The sequence below is a fragment of the Massilia sp. CT11-137 genome, from assembly GCF_047302885.1.
Lineage (GTDB): Bacteria > Pseudomonadota > Gammaproteobacteria > Burkholderiales > Burkholderiaceae_D > Telluria > Telluria orientalis.
In genome coordinates this window covers 3,586,601-3,606,465 of the sequence record NZ_JBKYMP010000001.1, presented here as the reverse complement: position 1 = coordinate 3,606,465, position 19,865 = coordinate 3,586,601, and the positions used below count along the sequence as shown (strand labels likewise).

Below are 19,865 nucleotides of genomic sequence, written 5' to 3'. Positions count from 1 at the left end.
GATATTTACCCTTGCATTGGGTATAACTCCTTTCCCGGCATCACGTTAAGCTTCTTGCCTCAGGAAAAGCCCGCACGCCTGTGCAGCCGTACGCGGCGCGACCGGCGGTAGAATGGCCCCAGACACCGGCGCCAGCCTCTGCTTCCACCGGTACGCGCGCCGCGCCGCCCGGCCGTGGCTTTTCGAGCATCCTATTTCCGAATCGCAGAAGAAGACCATGTTCAATCCATCCGACCATCCGCACCGCCGTTACAACCCGCTGCAAGGCGACTGGGTCCTCGTGTCCCCGCACCGCGCCAAGCGTCCGTGGCAGGGGCAACAGGAAGCCGTCGACCGCTCGGCCAAGCCGTCGCACGACCCGACCTGCTACCTGTGCCCGGGCAATACCCGCGTCAACGGCGAAAAGAACCCCGACTACACGGGCACCTATGTGTTCGAGAACGACTTCGCCGCGCTGATGCCGGACACCCCGGAAGCCGCGGAGGGTACGGACCCGCTGTTCCAGACGATGAGCGCGCGCGGCAGGAGCCGCGTGATCTGCTTCTCGCCCGACCATGCGAAGTCGCTGCCGCAGCTGTCGCTGCCGGCGCTGGAAGGCGTCATCGACACGTGGTGCGAACAGGCCGCCGAGCTGGGCGCCAAATACCGCTGGGTCCAGGTGTTCGAGAACAAGGGCGCCGTGATGGGCTGCTCGAACCCGCACCCGCACGGCCAGATCTGGGCGACCAGCTATGTCCCGAACCTGCCGGCCGCCGAAGACCGCCAGCAGAAGGCTTACCACGCCGAACAGGGCCGCCGCCTGCTGCTGGACGTGGCCGAGCGCGAGATCGCCGCACAGGAACGCGTGGTGGTCCAGACCGAGCACTGGGTCGCCGTCGTCCCATACTGGGCCGCGTGGCCGTTCGAGACGCTGGTCCTGCCCCGCTTCGCCGTGCGCCGCCTGGAAGAGCTGCAGCCGGCCCAGCGCGCCGACCTGGCCGTGCTGCTGAAGCGCCTGACCACGCGCTACGACAACCTGTTCCAGACCTCGTTCCCGTACTCGATGGGCTGGCACGGCGCCCCGTACGGTATTCCAGACGAAGAGGCGGAAGGCTGGCAGCTGCACGCCCACTTCTACCCGCCGCTGCTCCGCTCCGCGTCGGTGCGCAAGTTCATGGTCGGCTTCGAGATGCTGGCCGAAGCCCAGCGCGACCTGACCCCCGAACAGGCGGCCGAACGCCTGCGCGCGCAATCCGAAGTGCACTACCTCGACACCGAATCCAACCAAACGACCTGACATGCAAGATAACCGCCTCATTTCACGCAATAGCCGCACCGCCGCCGCCTTCGAAACCGCATTCGGCACCGCCCCCACGCTGTTCGTCCAGGCCCCGGGCCGCGTCAACCTGATCGGCGAGCACACCGACTACAACGACGGCCTCGTGCTCCCGTGCGCCATCGACTACCGCACCGCCATCGCCGCCAAGCCGCGCGGCGACCGCAAGGTGCGCGTCGTGGCGGCCGACTACGGCGACGCGCTCGACGAATACGACCTCGACGCCCCGATCGGCCGCGTGGACCAGCCGATGTGGGCCAACTACGTGCGCGGCGTCGTCGAACAGTTCGTGAAGCGCGGCCTGCCCGTGCAGGGCATGGACATGGCGATCGCGGGCGACGTGCCGCAGGGCGCCGGCCTGTCGTCGTCGGCCTCGCTGTCGGTTGCCGTGGGCCGCCTGTTCGCGAGCTTGCCCGGCTTCGAGGCGCTGTCGCCGATCGACATCGCGCTGATCGCGCAGGCGTCGGAAAACGACTTCGTCGGCACCAAGTGCGGCAACATGGACCAGATCAGTTCCGCGTGCGGCGTCGAAGGCCACGCGCTGATGATCGACTGCCGCTCGCTGGAGGTGAAGCCCGTGCCGGTGCCGGACAACGCCGCCATCATGATCTTCAATTCGAACGTGACGCGCGGCCTCGTGGACAGCGCCTACAACGTGCGCCGCGAGCAGTGCGAAGCGGCCGCCCGCCACTTCGGGATCCCGGCCCTGCGCGACCTCGACCTCGCCACGCTGGAAGCCCGCGCGGGCGAACTGGACCCCGTCGTGCTGCGCCGCGCGCGCCACGTGGTGACGGAAGACGACCGCGTGCTGGCCGCCGCCGACGCGCTGCAGGCCGGCGACCTGGTACGCCTGGGCGAACTGATGGCGGCATCGCACGCGTCGATGCGCGACGATTTCGAGATCACCGTGCCCGCCATCGACAACCTCGTCGACATCGTCAAGAACGTCATCGGCACCCAGGGCGGCGTGCGCATGACGGGCGGCGGCTTCGGCGGCTGCGTGGTGGCCGTCGTGCCGCACGCGCTGGTCGACGCGGCCCGTGCCGCCGTCGAGCGCGACTACCGCTCGCCGGACGGCAAGCCGGCCACGATCTACGTCTGCAAGCCGGCCGCCGGCGCGGGCAAAGTCAATCCATGATGTACGAGGCGGCGGCCGGACGCTATGGTTCGATGCCCTACCCGCATTGCGGCCGCAGCGGCCTGCGGCTGTCCGCCGTGTCGCTGGGGTTGTGGCACAACTTCGGCGGCAATGACGATTTCGATCGCCAGCGCTGGATCGTGCGCGCGGCGTTCGACAACGGCGTCACGTGCTTCGACCTCGCCAACAACTATGGCCCGCCGCCCGGGTCGGCCGAGGAAAACTTCGGCCGCCTGCTCGCGCGGGACCTGAAGCCGTACCGCGACGAAATGGTCGTGTGCACGAAGGCCGGCTACACGATGTGGCCCGGACCGTACGGCGACTGGGGCAGCCGCAAATACCTCGTCGCGAGCCTGGACCAGAGCCTCAAGCGCATGGGCCTGGACTACGTCGACATCTTCTATCACCACCGTCCCGATCCCGACACGCCGCTGGAAGAGACGATGGCGGCGCTCGACTACATCGTGCGCAGCGGCCGCGCGCTGTATGCGGGCATCTCGAACTACAACGGCGAGCGCACGGCCGCCGCGGCGGCGGAACTGCGCCGCCTGGGCACGCCGTTCGTGATCCACCAGATGCGCTACAACATGCTGGTGCGCCAGCCGGAGGCGGACCTGCTTCCCGTGCTGGAGCGCGAAGGCATTGGCGGCATCGCGTTCTCGCCGCTGGCCCAGGGCCTGCTGACGGATCGCTACCTTGGCGGCACGCTGCCGGCCGATTCGCGCGCGGCCGGCAAGGTCGGCTTCCTGAAGCCGGAGCACATCACGCCGGAGCGCCTGCGCATCATCGAGGCGCTGAACCAGGTCGCGCAGGCGGGCGGGCGCACGCTCGCGCAGCTCGCGCTCGGGTGGGTGCGGCGCCAGCCTTCGATTGCCTCGGTGCTGATCGGCGCGAGCAGGCCGCAGCAGGTGCTGGATGCCGTGCGCGCGGTGGAGATGGCACCGCTGGCGGGCGACGAGATCGCGGCGGTCGAGGCGATCCTGGCCTCGCAGTAGCCGAAAAAAAACGGCACGCCGCCACAGGGACGACGGCGTGCCGGCGGTAACGACAGGACGGCACCGCCGTACCGTCCCGGCTTCCTGAAAGCGATACGAGGCGGCTAGTGGAAGGTGAAGCCGCCGTCGACGTTGACGGACTGGCCGGTCACGTTGTCCATCGTGGCGAGAAAGAGCGCCATGCGGCCCATGTCCTCGGGTGTCTGGGCGCGGCCCTGCGGGATGAGCGTGAGCTGGTGGCGCGCCCAGGAATCCTCGACCGACTCCCCCTCCTGCTTCCATTCGTCGGCGAGACGGTCCCACATATAGGTGCGCACGACGCCGGGACAGATGGCGTTCACCGTGATGCCCTCCTGCGCCACTTCCTTGGCCAGCGCATTCGTGAACCCGACAACCGCGAACTTCGACGCGCTGTAGTGCGTGAGATTGGGAAAGCCTTCCTTGCCCGCGATCGACGCGACGTTGATGATGCGGCCCCACCCCTGCCCGCGCATCGGCGCCAGCGCGGCACGGCATCCCAGGAACGTACCCTTGGCGTTGACGTCCATGACGAAGTCCCAGTCCTTCTCCGTCAGGTCCGCCACCGGGCGGATGTTGATGACGCCCGCGCAGTTGACGAGGATGCCCAGCGCGCCGAACGCCGCGACGGCCTCGTCGACCATGGCCTGCACCTGCGTGGCGTCGGTGACGTCCACGCGCCGGGTGAGCGCGCGCCGGCCCAGCGCCCTGACTTCGTCCGCCGTCGCCTGCATGGCATCCTCCAGCAGGTCGGCAATCAGCACGTCGGCCCCGGCGCGCGCGAGTTCCAGCACGATGCCCTTGCCGATACCGCGCGCACCGCCCGTCACGATGGCAGAGCGGCCGGCCAGCGGTAGTAAATTCGACATATCCGTCTCCTCATTGTTGGTTGGTCCCGAACGATGTTGCCGCCGGGCTGAACGCAACTAGCGTGCCAGTGGCGGCACGGACGGGATATCAGGGGAAAAACGGAGAATGGCCGGCCGCGCGTGCGACAGGTGTCGCAGCACCATCCGTATCGCGGCCGACAGGTGTCGCGGCGGCCGCCTCGGCGCCCGATCCTCAGCACCAATTCTTATCGGGCTTCATGTCGAGGCGGTGCGCCGCGTCGATCACGTCCTGCAGTTCCACCGGGTCGCTGAACGGGTCTTCGTCCAGCGCGGTGACCCGGTTCAGCTCCTTCTGCCAACGCCGCAACTCGTCGACGTAGGCCTGGTCGGGCACCCGTTCCAGGTCGCCGTCTTTCGGGACGAGGTCGTGGATTCCGTTGTGCACCCACTCGCCGGTATGCCAGTCGGGCATGTCGATGCCCGGGAACAGGCAGATGCCCTGCAGGTCCATCCCGCGCCGCACGGCCGCCAGCGATTCGCACATCACGTCGTGCAGCCAGCTCGCGCGTCCGCGACCAAGGCCGCTCGTCTCGCCGATGATCATCGGCCGCCGGTAGCGTTGCCACACTGTTTCCAGCATGTCGCACAGGGGCGCGATGCGGTCGTCGTCCGGGGCCAGCAGCGCGTGCGGGCCGTGCTCGCGGTACTCCATCTGCCCGAACGAATACGAGTTCGCGCCGACGATGTCCAGCACCTCGGGCGCGCCGCCGAACTCGGGATGCTCGCGGCCGTACAGAATATCCCACGCGAGGAAGGTGTCGACTTCCGTCTCATGGCGTGCAGCCTCGATCTGGTCGGGACGGTCGCGCGGGGCGACGACGCGCACCAGCGGATCCACGTGCACCATGCGCGCGTCCGGATCGACCTCCCGGATCGCCTTCACGCCCGCGATCGCGGCGCGGCACAGCGCCAGCCGCAACTGCATGCGGTCATCGCGCGAACAACGGTACGGCGCGGCCCAGCCCCATTCGCCGGCGCAAAACGAAAAGAAGGTGATCTCGTTGATGGGCGTGAAGAAGTGCGGGCCGCGCACCTTCGGCACGACGTATGCGGCCGCAGCCCGGCAATACGCCGCGAACCGGTCGACGAAGGCATCGGAGAACGGATCGAGATCGTCCGGGAAGCCGTAGTGGCACAGGTCCCAGATCGGGATGACCTTGGATGCATTCATCGCGGCGATGTACGGGTCGAGACCCGAAAAATCGTAGCGGCCGCCCTGGTCGACCAGCGGCCACGGGATGCCTTCGCGCGCCACGGCGATGCCGAGGTGCGCCAGCCGTTCGTAGTCTTCGGCCGCATGGCGGTCATGGCCTGTTTCCGCCACCAGGTTGCGGCGCACGCGCTCCTTTCCCCACAGGAAGGTGGAGCATTCGAAACCGGACAGGAAGAAGGTGGGAAAGATGCCGGGACGCTGTGCCACGCCGCTCTCCTTTCGTTTCTCGGGCGGAGGCGAGTATATCCCGGTCTCGCAAACCGGCCGTGCACGCTTGCCGAGGGACGACTTGTCGTCCCTGTGGGCAAACAGCATCGTTCTTGAGCGCGGATAAATTGTTTTAACCACCCGTATTGACTGGGCTGGCATCGAGGTATACGCTGTATACCATGACTTCCGAATCCACGAAAACCCGGTTGTTCCAGGCCGCCCGCGCGCTCTTCGACGAAGAAGGCGAAGCCGGTCTGTCGATGCGCCGTATCGCCGCCGCCGTCGGCATCACCCCGATGGCGATCTACAAGCATTTTGCCGACAAGGACGCGTTGCTGAACGCACTCATGCTCGACGGCTTTGTCGCATGGGAGGCGCGTGTCGCCCATATCGCCGAGCCGGATCCCGCGGCGTGGCTACGCCAGCTGAGCACCGCCTTTCTCGAATTCGCAGTGACGGAACCCCGCCGCTACGAAGCCGCGTTCCTGCTCCGCGCCAGCGGGGCCAGGCAATATCCGAACGACTTCGCCGAGGGCCGGTCGCCGGTGGTACACCTGGCGCGCCAGCAGGCAGAACGGATGCGCGCGCGCGGGCGGCACGCGCCCTCGGCCGAGGACATCGTGCTTGCCCTGTCCGCGCTTTGCCAGGGTCTCGTGGACATGTACCGCGCGGGACGCTTCGTGTCGGAAGACGAATTCCGCGCGGCTTATGCGCGCGCCGTTGATCACTGCATCCTTTCCTATTCTCCGGAGACCCACGAATGACTGCTTTCGCCTGCGCCCTGCTCAGCGGCGCCCTGTATTACTTCACCTACGGCATTGCCGACACCTGGATGCTGGCCTGGATCGCGCCGACGCCGCTCCTGTGGCTGGCGTATCGCGAAGCGCCACGCTGGCAGGTGATGGCCGCGTCACTGTTCGCATCCACCATGGGAACCGTCTACATCTTCCAGGTTTACGGCACCTATGTGCTCGTCGACGGTGTTGTGATGGCGATCGGGAATGGTCTGCTGCTGGGTGCATCCATCCTCCTGGCGCGACGGGCGCGGCATGTATTGCCGGGTGCGGCCATCGGATTCGCCTTTCCGGCGCTCTGGACCAGTTGCGAATTCCTCGCAGGCGCGATCTCGCCCCATGGCGCCTGGGGTGCAATCGGATATACGCAAGTCCACTGGCCTGCGGCGATCCAGGTCGCGTCGGTTGCCGGCGTCTACGGAGTCACATTCGTCCTGTACCTGTTTGCGAATGCCATCGCCCTGGCACTGCGGGGCGAACGTATCGCGGGTACGATCGGGACGGCCCTGGCGATCGCGGTCGTCGCCAGCGGTTATGTGCGCCTCGCGTCATCGCAGACGACGCCGGTGCGCGTTGCCGCCGTGGGGATCGTCCCGGCGGCCGGTGCGAACGACGAGGACATCGCCCCGCGGTATGCGACGGCGATCCGGGAACTGGCCGCACGCGGCGCCAAGGTCATCGTGACGCCCGAAACCGGCATCGAAAGCGAAGCGCTGGAACCGGTCCGGCTGGCGGCGCGCGACACCGCGACAGTCGTCGTAGCCGGCACCCACAACCAAAACCCACAACGCAACATGGCTGTCACATTCGTACCCGGCAAGCCGTCGATTGTCTATGAAAAACGGCATCTGCTCCTCCCGGGCGAAGCCGTATTCACGCCGGGCCAAGGTCCCGGCATCCTCGGCAATGGCCTGGCGACCGCGATTTGCAAAGACCTGGATTTCCCGCGCACGATCCGCGCCGACGCCCGGGACGGCATCCGCCTGATGATCGTCCCGGCCAACGACTTTTCACTCGACGGCTGGATCCACGCGCGGCAGGCGATCATGCGCGGCGTCGAGAATGGCTTCGCCATGCTGCGCGTCGCGTCGCACGGCCTCGCGACGGTGTCCGATGATCGGGGCCGCGTCCGCGCCGTGGCAGAGGTTGGCGCTCCCGGCAAAGCGGTCGCCTCGGCGGACGTCCCGCTCGGAACCGGACCGACGCCGTACACACGGCTGGGCGACTGGTTTGCCTGGTTGTGCGTCGCACTGGCCGCCGGCACGGGAATGCTTGTCATCGTTGCCGGCGCACGACCACGAACACCGGCTCGTGCTGGCGCACTGCGGAAGCCGGCCTGACGGCACCGCCGGGTCACTCTTTCCTGCGCGCAAACCACGTGGCGAGCGCGGAGCCGGACAGGTTGTGCCACACGCTGAACAAGGCACTCGGCACGGCCGCCAGCGGGCTGAAATGCGCCGCCGCCAGCGCCGCGCCGAGGCCGGAGTTCTGCATGCCGGTCTCGAACATCACCGCCTTGCGCTTGGCGAGGTCCATGCCGAACAGCCGCGCGAACAGATAGCCGAGCGCGAAGCCGAGCAGGTTGTGCAGGATGACGGCGGCGAACATCAAGAGGCCGTTCGTCAGCAGCTTGCTCTGGTTCAGGGCGACGATGATCGCGATGATCAGCACGATCGCCACCGTGGACACGAGCGGCAGCGCCTTCACGCTGGCCGCGGCCTGGCGGCGGAACAGCGTCCTGGCGACGATGCCCAGCGCGATCGGCACGATCACGACCTGCACGATGTCCATGAACAGCGAGGCCGCATTAATGTGCATCCACGCGCCCGCCAGCAGCGACACGAGCGCCGGCGTCGCGAACGGCGCGATCAGGGTGGACACCGCGCCAATCGATACGCCCAGCGCCACGTCGCCGCGCGCCAGGAACGTCATCACATTGGACGCGGTGCCGCTGGGGCAGCAGCCGACGAGGATCACGCCGACCGCGATCTCCGGCGGCAGGCGCAGCGCGATGGCCAGCACGTACGCGATGCCGGGCATGATGAGGTAGTGGCCGACGACGCCGATCGCGACGTCCTTCGGCCGCCGGAACACGTCGCGAAAATCTTCCGTCGACAGGGTCAGGCCCATGCCGAACATGACAATGCCCAGCAGCGGCGCGATCCAGCCTTTATAACCTACGAACAGCTGCGGCGCGAAGAAACCGAGGGCGGCGAACAGGAGCACCCACAACGAGAAGGTCTTGCCGACGAAGGCGCTGGCTTTTTCGATGGCGTTCACGCGGGGGTCTCCTGATCTGATGGGCCCGCCATTATATGTCCGCCACCCTGACCATTGGCCGGTGCATGGCGGCGCGAATCGCGTTAGCATGGCCCCATCATGACCGACACCTCACCCACCCGCCTGCCGATCGGCACCGCCGACGGCGTCCAGTTCGACGTCGTCGCCTGGGGCCCATCCCACGCCGACGTCGACTTCAGCGTCGCCTGCATGTTCGAGCATGAACTCGGCGGCGGCATGGCCGGCGGCCTGCTCGCGCTGGACCAGGCGCTCGGCGGCCAGTTGTCGCGCCTGCGCGCAACGGGCGCATTCCGCGCCCAGCCGCTGGAGACCCTGCTCATCACGTCGCCGCCGCCCGCCGTGGTGGCGCGCGCGGTGCTGGTGATCGGGATGGGCGATCCGGGGCGGCTGGACGGCGAGATGCTGCGGCGCGCCTGCCGCGTCGCGATGCGCGAGGCGATCCGCTACGGCGCCGTGTCGATGGCGTTCGCGCCCAGCGTGCTCGATGCGGGCCACACGGACAATGCGTCGCTCGACATGCAGAACGTCATGCTGGACGGGATGCTGGGCGCGCTGCGGGCCGAGCACATGCTGGCGCAGGCCGGCCTCGCGGCGGCACCGTCGCTGCGGCATTGCACGTTCGATGTCGGGGCGCCACGTGCCGAGGCGGCGGGGCGGGCATTCGCGGAGGCGTTCGCGCGGCTGGCCCGCCACTAGCCCCGCAACGCCAGGTCCGCCACCAGCGCCACCCCCAGCCCGAACGACACCGCCTTCCAGAACAGCAGCGGAGTCCGTTCGATCAGCGGGGTGCGCCGCCGTTCGGCAAAGGCGCTGTTCGGATGGTGCAGGTCGTACACGAATTCGGCGACGTCCTCGTAGCGCCGGCGCGGATCGATCTGCAGCGCCTTGTGCAGCGCCGCGTCGACCCAGGCCGGGATCGACGGATCGTGCTCGCGCGCGGGCGTGTACGCGAGCCGGCGCTGCGCCGCGCGCCCCGCCGCGCGCGGGATTCCGACGCCGTACGGCAGCTCCCCCGTCAGCATGAAGTACGTGAGCACGCCCAGCGCGAACACGTCCGAGCGCACGGTGCCGCGTTCGCCGAGGAAGTACTCTGGTGCGGCATACAGCGCGGCGCCCTGCAGCGTCCAGTCCTCGTCATGGGAGACCATCTCGACGACGCCGGCCACGCTCACCGACCCGAAATCGATGATTCGCGCGTTGCCGGCTGTATCGATCATGACGTTTTCCGGCCGGACGTCCTGGTGCAGCATCTCGAGCCGGTGGAACGCGCGCAAGCCTTTCGCCACCTGGTCGACGATGCGGCGCACGGCGTCCAGGCCGGGACGCGGCTGGCTGCGCAGCCACTGCGCCAGCGTGACGCCTTCGATGTATTCGGCGGCGACGTAGACATGGCTGCGGCGCCGCGCCGGCGCCGGCTTGACGACGTGCGGGCTGCGCACGCGTCCCATGATCCACTCTTCCATCACGAACCGCTCCATGTAGGCGCGGGCGCCGGCGAGATCGATGGAGGGCATCTTGAGGATGACGTGCGCGCCGCTGTCCGGATCCTCGGCCAGGTAGACGTGGCTGCGGCTGCTGCCGTGCACCTCGCGCACGATGCGGTAGCCGTCGAGTTCCGCGCGCGGGGCCAGCAGCGGCGGCAGCGGCAGGTCCGCCATCTGGCGCAGCAGTTCGGAGGCTTCGCGCGCCTGCAGCGATTCGATGCGCACCAGCTGCACGGTGAGATTGTCCGCGCTGCCGTTGGCGAACGCGCGCTGCACGAGACGGCTCGCGGCCGCGTCCAGGTCCGGCGCGTCCTGCAACGCGGCGTGGACGTCGGCGCCCGACACGTGCTCGTACACGCCATCCGTCGCGAGCATGAACAGGTCGCCGGCTTCCAGCGCCACGGCGCGGTAGTCGATCTCGATACGGTCCTGCACGCCCAGCGCGCGGCTCAGGTAGCTGCGCTCGGGCGACACCCACACGCGATGGTCGGTCGTCAGCTGCTCCAGGCTGGCGCTCTGCGCGCCCGCGTGGACGCGGTAGATGCGCGCGTCGCCCACGTGGAACAGGTGGGCGGTGTTCGACTTGATGACGAGCGCGGAAAACGTGCAGACATGGCCGCAGTCCTGGTCGGCGCGGTCCTGGCCCTGCCGCGTATGGGCATACAGCCACGCATTGACGGCAGCGAGCACCTTCTCGGCCGACGTCCGGACCGACCAGGCGTCCGCCGTCGCGTAGTAATCGTCGAGGAAGGCCGCGACGGCGGTGGCGCTGGCGACGTGGCTCACGGCGCTGCTGCTGATGCCGTCCGCCAGCGCGAGCGCCGCCCCCTTCGTCGAGGCGAGCGGCGCGCGCGGGATCACCACGCCGTGGCAGTCCTGGTTGACGGCCTTGCGGCCCCGGTCACTGTGCTGGCCGACGGAGAGCGTCAAAGGCTGCATCATGGGCTGCAAAGCGGGACGCCGGCGCGCGCGTCGTCAGACTTTGTTGAACGAGCGCTTTGGCGCCGTCTTCACGTGCGTCGAGTACAGCGTCAGTCCGGTGAACGCGAGGCCGCCGACGAGGTTGCCCAGCACGGTCGGGATCTCGTTCCAGACCAGGTAGTCGAGGAAGGTGAAGTGCGCGCCCGTCAGGATCCCGAACGGGAACAGGAACATGTTCACGACCGAGTGTTCGAACGCCATCGCGAAGAACAGCATCACGGGCATCCACATGGCGATGACCTTGCCGCCGACCGTCGTCGAGATCATGGCGCCCACGACGCCCGTCGACACCATCCAGTTGCACAGCATGCCGCGGATGAACAGGGTGACCATGCCGGCGAAGCCGTATTCCGCATAGCCCAGCGTGCGCTTTTCGCCGATGGTGCCGATCGTCTTGGCCAGCACGCCGCCGTCCGTGTGGAAGCCGAACGTGAAGATGTACGCCATCAGGAAGGCCACGGTGAACGCGCCGAGGAAGTTACCGGCGAAGACGATGCCCCAGTGCTTGATCACGCGCGGCAACGTGACGCCGGGCCGCCTGTCGATCAGCGCCAGCGGCGTCAGGACGAACACGCCGGTCAGCAGGTCGAAGCCGAGCAGGTACAGCATGCAGAAACCCACCGGGAACAGCAGCGCGCCGATCAGCGGCACGCCGGTCGCCACCGAGCAGCTGACGGCGAACACCGCCGACAACGCAAGGATGGCGCCGGCCATGTAGGCGCGGATCAGCGCATCGCGCGTCGACATATAGATCTTGGATTCGCCCGCGTCGACCATCTTGGTCACGAATTCTGAAGGCACCAGGTACGCCATGAAATACTCCCCAGGGAACCGCGATGACGCGGCAATGTTGATCGGTAATCCGGCGTCGATTGCGCCGTCATGGGGAGTTATGCAAGAAGCGGGCCCGCATCAGACCGGGGCGATTCTCACGTACCTGCGCACTGCGAACGTGCCGGTGCTGCCTGCTGGTGCGGTGGCGCACCATTGTTGGAGAGGACGCCCACGTGCGTGCACACGAACGATGCAGGCCGTGTGGCGCGATGCGCGCCCTTGCCCCGGTCAGGCGCCGAACCAGGCCGCGCACGCGGCGCGCAGGCCGTCCGCGCCGCCATCGCCGGCCCACGCCACATACCCATCGGGCCGGATCAGCATCGCGGCCGGCAGTGGCACCGCGCCGACGACGGGCAGTTCGCACACGCCATCGAACGTCGCCTCGATCCGTTTCACGCGGCCGCCGCCGACCATCGCGCCCAGTCCGAGATCGAGCAGCACCGGCCGCCCGTCATGCAGCAGCGCGTAGACGCGGGTCGGCCCCGCCGCCGTGACGATGTCCAGGTCCGGCATGCGCCGTCCGAGCAGCGGGTGGCCGGCGCCCAGGTCGTAGCGGATGTCCAGGCCGGCGATCATCGCGCCGAAACGCCTGCGCGGCTCGTCCATCGCGAGCATCTCCGCGACGAATTCGCCCAGCACGGGCGTGCGGTCGTCCGGGCGCCGCAGCACACCTTGCGCGATCGTGTTGCGCAGCACGCGCGCGGCGGCGGGATGGCGTTCGGCCTGGTAGGTATCGAGCAGCGCCGCCGGCGATACACCCTTCACGACCTGCGCCAGCTTCCACCCGAGGTTGACGGCATCCTGCACGCCGAGATTGAGGCCCTGCCCGCCCAGCGGCGGATGGATGTGCGCGGCGTCGCCCGCGAGCAGGATGCGGTCCTTGCGATAGGCGTCCGCCTGGCGCACGGCGTCGTTGAAGCGGGACAGCCACGTGGGAGAATGGACGCCGAAATCGGTCCCGTAGATGACTTTCAGGCCCGCGGCGAGTTCGTCGAGCGTCGGCTCGCCGGCCGCCCGAGGATCGCGTCCGGCCAGCACGACGCCGGCCGTCTCGCCATCTTCGAGGATGGACATCGCATGGCGGCCGGACGCGTCCTCGTGGAAGCCGAGTACCGGCTTTTCGCGCATTTTCACTTCGGCGATGATCCAGCTCGTCGATGCGTCCCAGCCGGGGAAGCCGATGCCGGCCAGCTTGCGGATGCGGCTGCGGCCGCCGTCGCAGCCGACCAGCCAGCGCGCACGCATGCGCGTGCCCTGCGTCGTCGTGACGTCGACGCCGTCGTCGTCGCATGCGATACCGTCCACGTCCCGGTCGCGGTAGATCCGCACGTCCAGTTCATCGGCCCACGCGGCGAGCAGCCGTTCGGTCTGTTCCTGCGCCAGCGCGAGCAGGTAGTTGTGGCGCGTCGGGAAATCGCTGATGTCGAGGGCGGCGTGGAAACTGACGCGCGGGTGCGTTTTGCCCGCGGCGAGGAAGCGGTCGACGATGCCGCGCTGGTCGAGCAGTTCGAGCGTGCGCGCGTGCAGCCCGCCGGCGCGGCCGCCCACGCGGGCCTGCGCCGGCTTGCGTTCGACGATGGCGGCGTCCACGCCGGCCAATGCCAGTTCGGCGGCCAGCATCAGGCCCGTGGGGCCGGCGCCGACGATGATGATGTCGTGGTCGCTTGCCTGCATTGGTTCACCTGTATTTCGATGGAGACCGTTAATGCGCTCTTTTCCTCTTCAATGCGCTGCCCGCTTTGCTATCTGATCCACACAGTTTTCGATTCGGCGCATGTGGGTCAACTCGCTTTCGTTGTTCTCTTCGGGATAGCGAAAGCTCGCGGCGTGTGCACAGGTCTGCTCGTGCTTGGGGTCGGCTCGCCGCAGTCTGGCCTTGATCGCCTCGATTTCGGCGATGCGCCGATTTTCCAGCTCATTGTCCAGTTCATTGCTCGCTTGACGCTGCGCTGCTTCTTGATGAACTTCATCCAGGGATTTAAACGCGTACCAAGTGCCGAGGCCGACGAATAAAGCGATGAGAAGGATGTGATGAAAAGGGGGGCGTCGATGCAGGAGGCTCCGTCTCGAATTCGATTCATTTTCCATTGTTTTCCTGGTGTTTTCCTTGACTTGCCGAGCACGGTCCTGGCGTACAGACTTGTATTACCTAAAATGCGGCGCGCCATGAACCGCACCGGGTATCGTGGAGGCTGACTGGTTTAAGTTAATGCGGCTTCATCGGCAGCGATTTTGACCTGCTTGTAATAGCTTGCCTCAGCTTCGGCGGGCGGGATATAGCCCAGTGGTTCCATTAGCCGATGGTGGTTGAACCAGACCACCCATTCCAGGGTTGCTAGCTCTACAGATTCCCAAGTTTTCCAGGCCCGACGGTGAATCAATTCCGTCTTGTACAAGCCGTTGATCGTTTCAGCCAGCGCGTTATCATAACTGTCACTCCGACTACCGACTGACGGTTCGATACCCGCTTCGGCAAGACGTTCACTGTAGCGGATGCTTAAATATTGAGAACCTCTGTAGGAATGATGGACCAACGTTCCTTTGTCGCCGGGTTGGCGGGCATACAGTGCCTGTTCAAGCGCATCGAGAACGAAATCAGTGCTCATCGATGAACTGACACGCCAGCCGACGATTCGCCGGGCGAACACGTCCAAGACATCTGTTCTTGTAGCCGTCGTCGTATTGGTACATTGCGATTGCCGTAGCCGTGCCGTGCGAGCGCTCGAATGCTGACGCTGGGTCAACGCCAGTGCCTCCAATGTCTTCCAGTTGGCACCACGGCAACTGGGACAGGTGCCATTCGTTGAAATGGTCGTGTGCCTCATTTTGCGTTTTCCGGGTTAGTTGATGTGAGCTGCGTATCTGCGGCGCTGCAAGACTAGGGCACGGCCGAAAGCTATGGTCCCGATCAGCAGGCCGGCAACGACGGTGACTTCTCCGATGCGACCGGCCCCCATGAGGATGCTCAAGATCGCCGCCGGCACGAGCAGGAACGAACCGCCGATCCCGCATAGCAAAACCGTCGCCACAGCGAACATACCTCCTTCGGACATCCAGATTCGTTCCACAGCTGTTTTCCTCGGTGCCCTACGCGCTTTTGCGTCGGGCGATTAATTTTGTGCCTGGAGCGATTTCTGCTACGGCCCGCTCCAGCATGCTCGCGCGCCCACATGCCCGAAGCGCATCGAGTTCTCGGGCCAATCGTGACCGCTCGTTATTCGCCTTCTTCAGTTCGGTATGCAGCGCTTCGACATTGCCCACTCTGGATAACATCGACGCCAGCAGTAGCCATTCCCGGTTCAGCGCACGTTCATGTCTCCACGCCGCCTGATCGGCGCGCTTGACGGTCACGTGGCCGGCCAAGACGCGCAAAACGCGCTTCGACGACACTTCGACGAGCCCCCAACCCTGAGGTAGCTCCTGCACTGAAATAATGCCTTCCGGGGCCATATAGTAGCGGTACAGACCCATGCCCAATGCCCCATCTTGCCGATGGGCCTTGGCTCGGTCGGCCAGGTAGTCGCTGCGGCTTACCTTCACTTCTACGACAACGGAACCTTCGTCTTCCGCCGCCGTCCTGAACCCAATCGCGTCGGGGATCTCGCCGTTCCAACCGCCCTTGGCTTCCGAAAAGGCCACCTGACACGCCGGGCCGCTACGACGAGGTGCGCGCTGAAGCCAGTTCACGGCTAGGCTGCATAGCTCTTGATGGCTGAAAGACATGGTGGCGGATTTCCTTTACCGTTTCCCAGCCTGTATATCATCAGTCGCTTGCTGCAATGCTCGCAGCGCGTCGGCATTCTCGTTTACCCACCGTTCGTGCTGACGCTGCTGGGCGGCTTGCGCTCTGCGTTCATCACCTTTGACTTTCAACGCTTTCTCGGTCTCAGCCCATCGTTCCCTTATTGAAGAAGCCTCCTTCGAATTCGGGTCGACAGCGCATTTGCTCAGGTATGTGGTCGCATTCACGTCTAGATCGCCTGTAATACGTACGCGACCGGCGTCGAGGTCTACGAAGAAAAAGCGTAGCGGTTCTTCGCCCGAGTAGTGTTCGTTGGTCTTTATGACTCCGCAAAACGCGGTCCCGTCACCTGTGAGGAACGTGTGCCACAGTTCCGCCAAAGGAAACCTACTCTTCACGTATCGCTCCTGCCCATCTGCCCCCCCCAGCGTGAGTACCTGACTGCTGACCGTTACAAGCTGCGAGTAAAAACAACAATGCGACGGAACCGCTGCTTGCTTTTTTCAAAACCATTGTTGCTCCAAATAGATGTGCACGATGTTTTCCGTGGGTTGAAGATTCAGTCGAACACGCCTCGGCGCGGACCTGCCGGCGCCCAGCCGATGATCTTATTCGCTGCGATGTCCAGTGGCGTCATACCCACCGGGTTGAACGAACGTAGCCACTGCTTCCCGTCGCTGTCCCGGTCCAGTTCTCCCATCGCCAACGATCCATCGTAAAGGAGATACAGGTTCGGTCCCGTCAGCGCTGGCGGCAGGCCTGGCGTGAAGGTCAGCGCGAAGTCGGCGCCGGCTGCAGTTCGAATTTTCGTCATGTTCGACTTTTCCGTCCTGTTCAGGCGGCAGCCTGGTGAGCCTGTTTGTATGCTTTTTCGACTTCGCTCTCAAAGATGCGCTCGCCGGCCACAGCATGCTCGACCCACGCGCGCCAGCCATTTCCCGCCACCTTCTCCGCGGCCTGGAGAACTTCGCCGCGTCGACCGGGCCCTGACCCGTCGGTGCGCACGCGGGTGAACATCGCCGGGTTGCCGGCGACGAACTTCAGAATCCAGCACTTTTGCGTAGCCATGAATTTTTCCTCTACAAGCCAAAGGCTTCGACTACATCGGCCTCGTTGGCACCATCGGGAATGGTGTTCAATATTGCGATTACCGAGTTCATAGCCACGGCCCACGAGGCAGCATTCCACGCGTTGCATCCGTGGTTTTTCTCCACGTGTTCGTACAGTCCGAGACCGCGACGTGGATCGTGGAAGAAGCTAACAAACCGCTCCTTGGCTACAATCCACGGCATGTCGGCCAGCTTGCCCTCGACAGTTCCCCACTCCTCCGGTTTCACGTACCTGATCATTTCAGTTTTCCTTGATAACTCAACCGTTGTGCACACAACGTTCTTTGGGTGGCTCTGTAGTGGTGGCTAGCTTTCTAACACGAGTGTAGTTCGCGCCATCGACAACATTAACGCAGCCCTTGTAGGCCTCCGTTCGCGCGCGCCTCATTCACGGCCCGGCGCTGTTCGCGGGTGCGTTCTTCGCTTCGCTCGACGCGCTGCAACTCACTGATTCGTTCGTGTGCCTTGCCCCCGAAAGCCGCTGACATATCCATGCTCACGAGGTACCCGCCAGTCCTACCGTACATCTTCTTTAAGTCAACAACCCGAAGCGCTAAAATCCATTCGGGCGACGTTAGTTTCAGGGGGGTGTCCTCGGCCGTGTCATAGCTGGGCGAGAACGCATCGCTCAGACCTGGCAGAACCTTCACATACTTGGCGACGAAGGCGTCTGCCGCTTTTTTGTCTCGAAATTCGGTCTTGCCTTGGACAGACCACACTGTGTGTGTGATAGGCGTAACGAAAACTTGGAGGAACCGCACGTCCGCTGGCTTCTGGGCGACCGTGCGCACGAACGTGTTGCTATGTTCACGGCCAGCCATTTTCACTTCGCTCGGCGACATAGATATCGGCTCACCCAGCTGGATGCCGAAAATCTCGCCCTCCGCCAACCTACCCTCGGCGGCAGCGTTCCCCGCTAGCAGACAGCACGCGGCAGTGAAGCACTCCACAATTAGGGTACGGATGTGCATGTTGGTCTCCCTTCTTTTTCCTTCAACTCAGTTGTACCTGACCCGCCATGCTGTCAGCCAGCTCGCGAACGGCCGTGGCAACGGTTGCGTCATCACCTGGAGCGTAGCGTGCGCGTGCGGCCGCGACGCGCTCGAAGTACACCGGCTCGTGCCCAAACTGGTCGCCTGTCACGTCGGCGACAAAAGCGATGCCGTCTGTCGTAATCCCTTCTACCCAGTAGTGACCGTGCCAGGCGCCGTCGGAATCCTTCGCACCACCGTCCTGCAAGCCGTCGCCACCGCGGACGACAGCACGGCATCCGCCAAACTTCTCAAGGGATATCCGCAGGATGAACGCCGCGTACAGGCAAGTGCCTGCCGTCGACGTCAGGTCCGACGCCCGCAACATCATCTCGTGCACACCACGCGGACCATGCACAATTTCGGCGATGTCATTCCAAGTGGCCATCGGCTTTTTCCGTCCTCAAGCCGCTTTGCGTACGCGGCCGTAAATCTTGATGAAAGACACCTTGTCGAACTCGTGGACCTCGGCATCGGTCGTGCCGGCATCCGGCATCGAGCAACCGCACCCGATACCCAGGGAGTTTGCCAGCATCGGTTCCATGCCGGCCGTTGCCTCCGTGATGACCAAGCTGCACAACGCGACATCCTCGCGCACATCGAGACCTGGACACGGCGCCGACGCACCGTGAAATGCCATCTGCGCCAGTTCGCACAGCTGTCCCTTGCAGCACTCCCCGCAGTGGTTGCACGGTGCTGCGAATCGTGGTTTTGGCTGGAGCGGCATCGTCGGCTTTTTCTATGCTTTGAGCGGCTCTGCGTACCACTTACCGTCGTCACCAACGAAAATATGCACGCCGTTCCGGGAACAGTGCTCGACCAATTCTTCGGGAATTGAGGCACCAAGGGTCTGCATTAGTTCGCCCTCACACATCACGTCGTCCGGATTGAGCAGGACACGTTCCGTTCTCGCACGAAGAATTACGACTGCCGGGAGTGTGTACATAGGAATCATGATTTTTTCCTTTACTTGCCGAGCACGCTCGCTGCGTGCCGGCGAATGCGACCAGCGGCGCGTGCCGGCGTGTCGCCTACGTCCTTCCAGACCTGATGCCACCACGCGATCAGCGCGGCGGCCGCTGCCGTGTTCGGTGCCGCGATCACCGCCTCCAACTCGCCACGTACTTCCTCCCACCAGGTGCAGCCTTCGCCGGCATCGGCCGTCTTGTCGATCGCGCGCTGGTAGATCAGCATGGCTTGGCCCAAGGTTAGCTGCATGACGTTTTCCTCTGCTACAGATCTCTCGGATCGCCGCCGAGCTTCGCGTACAGCTTGCCGGCGTCGACGTCTTCGTACTCGGCGCACGCCGTGACGAATTCTTGCCAGTTGTCGGCAACCAGGTTGCGCAGCACAGCCAGCTCAATCAGGTCCAAATCATCCATGCTAGTTTTCCTCTGCCTTAAATGGCCCACTTATCGCGCAGGTAGACGATGCGCTGTTCGTTGCGTTTGCGCGCCTCTTGGGCGTCCGCCGTCGGGTCGATCGGCTTGCCGGCGGCGCGGGCCGCGGCGACTGTCGCGTCGAAGTTTTCGACCTTGCGCACCAGGTCCAGCAACTCGCGCAAGTCTGGCTGGAGTTCGTTCAGCATGGCGTCTGTTTCCGATCTAGCTATGTCGCCACCCAGGTTGATCGGGTAGAGCGCGATCTGGCGGCCGGATTTTCCTTCTGTGATCTGTACGTTCATCGTCTTAGTCCTCTTCCTTGGCGGCTCACGCCGGCTTAAATTTCGTCCACACGCACAGCGAGCAGCGCGGCGCACCCGTTCATCATGGTGTTTGGTCTGTTTTTGCAGGGACCGCAGTCGCGTATG

At 65.2% G+C, this 19,865-nt stretch carries 25 protein-coding genes and 1 pseudogene; 6 read left to right on the top strand and 20 right to left on the bottom strand.

The genetic code is table 11. From position 1 onward, the window contains the following. Positions 1–217 precede the first annotated feature (217 nt). Genes ACEN98_RS16215 through ACEN98_RS16205 form a run of 3 tightly spaced genes read left to right on the top strand, consistent with a single transcriptional unit; the run spans position 218 to position 3,448 of the window. Positions 218–1,276: a UDP-glucose--hexose-1-phosphate uridylyltransferase gene (locus ACEN98_RS16215; RefSeq protein ID WP_413385826.1), complete on the top strand. Its 1,059-nt coding sequence runs from the start codon at positions 218–220 to the stop codon at positions 1,274–1,276. A 1-nt stretch (position 1,277) separates the two neighbouring features. After that, on the top strand, positions 1,278–2,453 hold the full coding sequence (galK, locus tag ACEN98_RS16210; RefSeq protein ID WP_413385825.1) for a galactokinase: 1,176 nt from the start codon (positions 1,278–1,280) through the stop codon (positions 2,451–2,453). Continuing rightward, complete coding sequence (locus ACEN98_RS16205) at positions 2,450–3,448, top strand: aldo/keto reductase (RefSeq protein WP_413385824.1); 999 nt, start codon at positions 2,450–2,452, stop codon at positions 3,446–3,448. Before galK ends, ACEN98_RS16205 begins: the two co-directional genes overlap by 4 nt. Before the next feature lie 104 nt (positions 3,449–3,552). On the opposite strand, the gene ACEN98_RS16200 is transcribed toward ACEN98_RS16205, so the two are convergent. Together ACEN98_RS16200 and ACEN98_RS16195 are read right to left on the bottom strand one after the other, a co-directional pair. Next, on the bottom strand, positions 3,553–4,335 hold the full coding sequence (locus ACEN98_RS16200) for an SDR family NAD(P)-dependent oxidoreductase (RefSeq protein ID WP_413385823.1): 783 nt from the start codon (positions 4,333–4,335) through the stop codon (positions 3,553–3,555). A 193-nt stretch (positions 4,336–4,528) separates the two neighbouring features. Then, on the bottom strand, positions 4,529–5,776 hold the full coding sequence (locus ACEN98_RS16195) for a b-glycosidase (RefSeq protein WP_413385822.1): 1,248 nt from the start codon (positions 5,774–5,776) through the stop codon (positions 4,529–4,531). 182 nt (positions 5,777–5,958) lie between these two features. On the opposite strand from ACEN98_RS16195, the gene ACEN98_RS16190 reads away from it, so the two are divergent. Further along, positions 5,959–6,543, top strand: coding sequence for a TetR/AcrR family transcriptional regulator (locus tag ACEN98_RS16190; protein ID WP_413385821.1), 585 nt, complete (start codon positions 5,959–5,961; stop codon positions 6,541–6,543). Next, complete coding sequence (locus tag ACEN98_RS16185; protein WP_413385820.1) at positions 6,540–7,913, top strand: apolipoprotein N-acyltransferase; 1,374 nt, start codon at positions 6,540–6,542, stop codon at positions 7,911–7,913. The genes ACEN98_RS16190 and ACEN98_RS16185 overlap by 4 nt, the downstream gene beginning before the upstream one ends. 13 nt (positions 7,914–7,926) lie before the next feature. Here ACEN98_RS16185 and ACEN98_RS16180 read toward each other — a convergent pair whose 3' ends face one another. Next, positions 7,927–8,853 (bottom strand): bile acid:sodium symporter family protein, encoded by a 927-nt coding sequence (locus ACEN98_RS16180; RefSeq protein ID WP_413385819.1) that lies wholly within the window; start codon positions 8,851–8,853, stop codon positions 7,927–7,929. A gap of 99 nt (positions 8,854–8,952) precedes the next feature. On the opposite strand from ACEN98_RS16180, the gene ACEN98_RS16175 reads away from it, so the two are divergent. Next, a complete protein-coding gene (locus ACEN98_RS16175; RefSeq protein WP_413385818.1) occupies positions 8,953–9,570 on the top strand; it encodes a M17 family peptidase N-terminal domain-containing protein in 618 nt (205 codons plus the stop codon). Here ACEN98_RS16175 and ACEN98_RS16170 read toward each other — a convergent pair. The 17 genes and pseudogenes from ACEN98_RS16170 to ACEN98_RS16090 form a co-directional block, all read right to left on the bottom strand. Continuing rightward, complete coding sequence (locus ACEN98_RS16170) at positions 9,567–11,300, bottom strand: protein kinase domain-containing protein (RefSeq protein ID WP_413385817.1); 1,734 nt, start codon at positions 11,298–11,300, stop codon at positions 9,567–9,569. The genes ACEN98_RS16175 and ACEN98_RS16170 overlap by 4 nt on opposite strands. A 33-nt stretch (positions 11,301–11,333) precedes the next feature. Further along, complete coding sequence (locus tag ACEN98_RS16165; RefSeq protein WP_371766803.1) at positions 11,334–12,152, bottom strand: formate/nitrite transporter family protein; 819 nt, start codon at positions 12,150–12,152, stop codon at positions 11,334–11,336. A gap of 249 nt (positions 12,153–12,401) precedes the next feature. Beyond that, positions 12,402–13,847, bottom strand: a complete 1,446-nt coding sequence (locus tag ACEN98_RS16160) for an FAD-dependent oxidoreductase (RefSeq protein ID WP_413385816.1) — start codon at positions 13,845–13,847, stop codon at positions 12,402–12,404. 48 nt (positions 13,848–13,895) lie between these two features. Next, the gene (locus ACEN98_RS16155) at positions 13,896–14,261 is read right to left on the bottom strand and encodes a hypothetical protein (RefSeq protein ID WP_413385815.1); all 366 of its coding nucleotides are present in this window, start codon (positions 14,259–14,261) and stop codon (positions 13,896–13,898) included. Between the two features lie 113 nt (positions 14,262–14,374). Beyond that, positions 14,375–14,830: pseudogene (locus ACEN98_RS16150) on the bottom strand (DDE-type integrase/transposase/recombinase); the annotation flags it as partial. A gap of 183 nt (positions 14,831–15,013) precedes the next feature. Further along, a complete protein-coding gene (locus ACEN98_RS16145; RefSeq protein ID WP_413385814.1) occupies positions 15,014–15,241 on the bottom strand; it encodes a hypothetical protein in 228 nt (75 codons plus the stop codon). A 19-nt stretch (positions 15,242–15,260) separates the two neighbouring features. Continuing rightward, positions 15,261–15,896 carry an adenylosuccinate synthase gene (locus ACEN98_RS16140; RefSeq protein WP_413385813.1) on the bottom strand — a complete coding sequence of 212 codons (636 nt, stop codon included), beginning with the start codon at positions 15,894–15,896 and terminating at the stop codon, positions 15,261–15,263. A gap of 15 nt (positions 15,897–15,911) precedes the next feature. Continuing rightward, positions 15,912–16,313, bottom strand: a complete 402-nt coding sequence (locus ACEN98_RS16135; protein ID WP_413385812.1) for a hypothetical protein — start codon at positions 16,311–16,313, stop codon at positions 15,912–15,914. Positions 16,314–16,474: 161 nt separating this feature from the next. Next, positions 16,475–16,729: a hypothetical protein gene (locus ACEN98_RS16130; RefSeq protein WP_413385811.1), complete on the bottom strand. Its 255-nt coding sequence runs from the start codon at positions 16,727–16,729 to the stop codon at positions 16,475–16,477. Between the two features lie 20 nt (positions 16,730–16,749). Beyond that, positions 16,750–16,983 carry a hypothetical protein gene (locus ACEN98_RS16125; RefSeq protein WP_413385810.1) on the bottom strand — a complete coding sequence of 78 codons (234 nt, stop codon included), beginning with the start codon at positions 16,981–16,983 and terminating at the stop codon, positions 16,750–16,752. An 11-nt stretch (positions 16,984–16,994) separates the two neighbouring features. Beyond that, positions 16,995–17,264: a hypothetical protein gene (locus ACEN98_RS16120; RefSeq protein WP_413385809.1), complete on the bottom strand. Its 270-nt coding sequence runs from the start codon at positions 17,262–17,264 to the stop codon at positions 16,995–16,997. Positions 17,265–17,371: 107 nt separating this feature from the next. Next, positions 17,372–17,995, bottom strand: a complete 624-nt coding sequence (locus tag ACEN98_RS16115) for a hypothetical protein (RefSeq protein WP_413385808.1) — start codon at positions 17,993–17,995, stop codon at positions 17,372–17,374. A 22-nt stretch (positions 17,996–18,017) separates the two neighbouring features. Beyond that, complete coding sequence (locus ACEN98_RS16110; RefSeq protein ID WP_413385807.1) at positions 18,018–18,443, bottom strand: hypothetical protein; 426 nt, start codon at positions 18,441–18,443, stop codon at positions 18,018–18,020. A gap of 15 nt (positions 18,444–18,458) precedes the next feature. Beyond that, the gene (locus ACEN98_RS16105) at positions 18,459–18,599 is read right to left on the bottom strand and encodes a hypothetical protein (RefSeq protein WP_413385806.1); all 141 of its coding nucleotides are present in this window, start codon (positions 18,597–18,599) and stop codon (positions 18,459–18,461) included. 422 nt (positions 18,600–19,021) lie between these two features. Further along, the gene (locus tag ACEN98_RS16100; protein WP_413385805.1) at positions 19,022–19,273 is read right to left on the bottom strand and encodes a hypothetical protein; all 252 of its coding nucleotides are present in this window, start codon (positions 19,271–19,273) and stop codon (positions 19,022–19,024) included. A gap of 14 nt (positions 19,274–19,287) precedes the next feature. Continuing rightward, positions 19,288–19,437, bottom strand: coding sequence for a hypothetical protein (locus ACEN98_RS16095; protein ID WP_413385804.1), 150 nt, complete (start codon positions 19,435–19,437; stop codon positions 19,288–19,290). 17 nt (positions 19,438–19,454) lie between these two features. After that, a complete protein-coding gene (locus ACEN98_RS16090) occupies positions 19,455–19,739 on the bottom strand; it encodes a hypothetical protein (RefSeq protein WP_413385803.1) in 285 nt (94 codons plus the stop codon). Positions 19,740–19,865 lie beyond the last annotated feature (126 nt).

Excerpts from the sequence above, each read along its gene's own strand:
- ACEN98_RS16215 (WP_413385826.1), top strand. The coding sequence starts at position 218 with ATGTTCAATCCATCCGACCATCCGCACCGCCGTTACAACCCGCTGCAA.
- galK (WP_413385825.1), top strand. The coding sequence starts at position 1,278 with ATGCAAGATAACCGCCTCATTTCACGCAATAGCCGCACCGCCGCCGCC.
- ACEN98_RS16205 (WP_413385824.1), top strand. The coding sequence starts at position 2,450 with ATGATGTACGAGGCGGCGGCCGGACGCTATGGTTCGATGCCCTACCCG.
- ACEN98_RS16200 (WP_413385823.1), bottom strand. The coding sequence starts at position 4,335 with ATGTCGAATTTACTACCGCTGGCCGGCCGCTCTGCCATCGTGACGGGC.
- ACEN98_RS16190 (WP_413385821.1), top strand. The coding sequence starts at position 5,959 with ATGACTTCCGAATCCACGAAAACCCGGTTGTTCCAGGCCGCCCGCGCG.
- ACEN98_RS16185 (WP_413385820.1), top strand. The coding sequence starts at position 6,540 with ATGACTGCTTTCGCCTGCGCCCTGCTCAGCGGCGCCCTGTATTACTTC.
- ACEN98_RS16175 (WP_413385818.1), top strand. The coding sequence starts at position 8,953 with ATGACCGACACCTCACCCACCCGCCTGCCGATCGGCACCGCCGACGGC.
- ACEN98_RS16170 (WP_413385817.1), bottom strand. The coding sequence starts at position 11,300 with ATGATGCAGCCTTTGACGCTCTCCGTCGGCCAGCACAGTGACCGGGGC.
- ACEN98_RS16165 (WP_371766803.1), bottom strand. The coding sequence starts at position 12,152 with ATGGCGTACCTGGTGCCTTCAGAATTCGTGACCAAGATGGTCGACGCG.
- ACEN98_RS16160 (WP_413385816.1), bottom strand. The coding sequence starts at position 13,847 with ATGCAGGCAAGCGACCACGACATCATCATCGTCGGCGCCGGCCCCACG.
- ACEN98_RS16155 (WP_413385815.1), bottom strand. The coding sequence starts at position 14,261 with ATGGAAAATGAATCGAATTCGAGACGGAGCCTCCTGCATCGACGCCCC.
- ACEN98_RS16140 (WP_413385813.1), bottom strand. The coding sequence starts at position 15,896 with ATGTCTTTCAGCCATCAAGAGCTATGCAGCCTAGCCGTGAACTGGCTT.
- ACEN98_RS16130 (WP_413385811.1), bottom strand. The coding sequence starts at position 16,729 with ATGACGAAAATTCGAACTGCAGCCGGCGCCGACTTCGCGCTGACCTTC.
- ACEN98_RS16125 (WP_413385810.1), bottom strand. The coding sequence starts at position 16,983 with ATGGCTACGCAAAAGTGCTGGATTCTGAAGTTCGTCGCCGGCAACCCG.
- ACEN98_RS16120 (WP_413385809.1), bottom strand. The coding sequence starts at position 17,264 with ATGATCAGGTACGTGAAACCGGAGGAGTGGGGAACTGTCGAGGGCAAG.
- ACEN98_RS16115 (WP_413385808.1), bottom strand. The coding sequence starts at position 17,995 with ATGCACATCCGTACCCTAATTGTGGAGTGCTTCACTGCCGCGTGCTGT.
- ACEN98_RS16110 (WP_413385807.1), bottom strand. The coding sequence starts at position 18,443 with ATGGCCACTTGGAATGACATCGCCGAAATTGTGCATGGTCCGCGTGGT.
- ACEN98_RS16105 (WP_413385806.1), bottom strand. The coding sequence starts at position 18,599 with ATGGAACCGATGCTGGCAAACTCCCTGGGTATCGGGTGCGGTTGCTCG.
- ACEN98_RS16100 (WP_413385805.1), bottom strand. The coding sequence starts at position 19,273 with ATGCAGCTAACCTTGGGCCAAGCCATGCTGATCTACCAGCGCGCGATC.
- ACEN98_RS16095 (WP_413385804.1), bottom strand. The coding sequence starts at position 19,437 with ATGGATGATTTGGACCTGATTGAGCTGGCTGTGCTGCGCAACCTGGTT.
- ACEN98_RS16090 (WP_413385803.1), bottom strand. The coding sequence starts at position 19,739 with ATGAACGTACAGATCACAGAAGGAAAATCCGGCCGCCAGATCGCGCTC.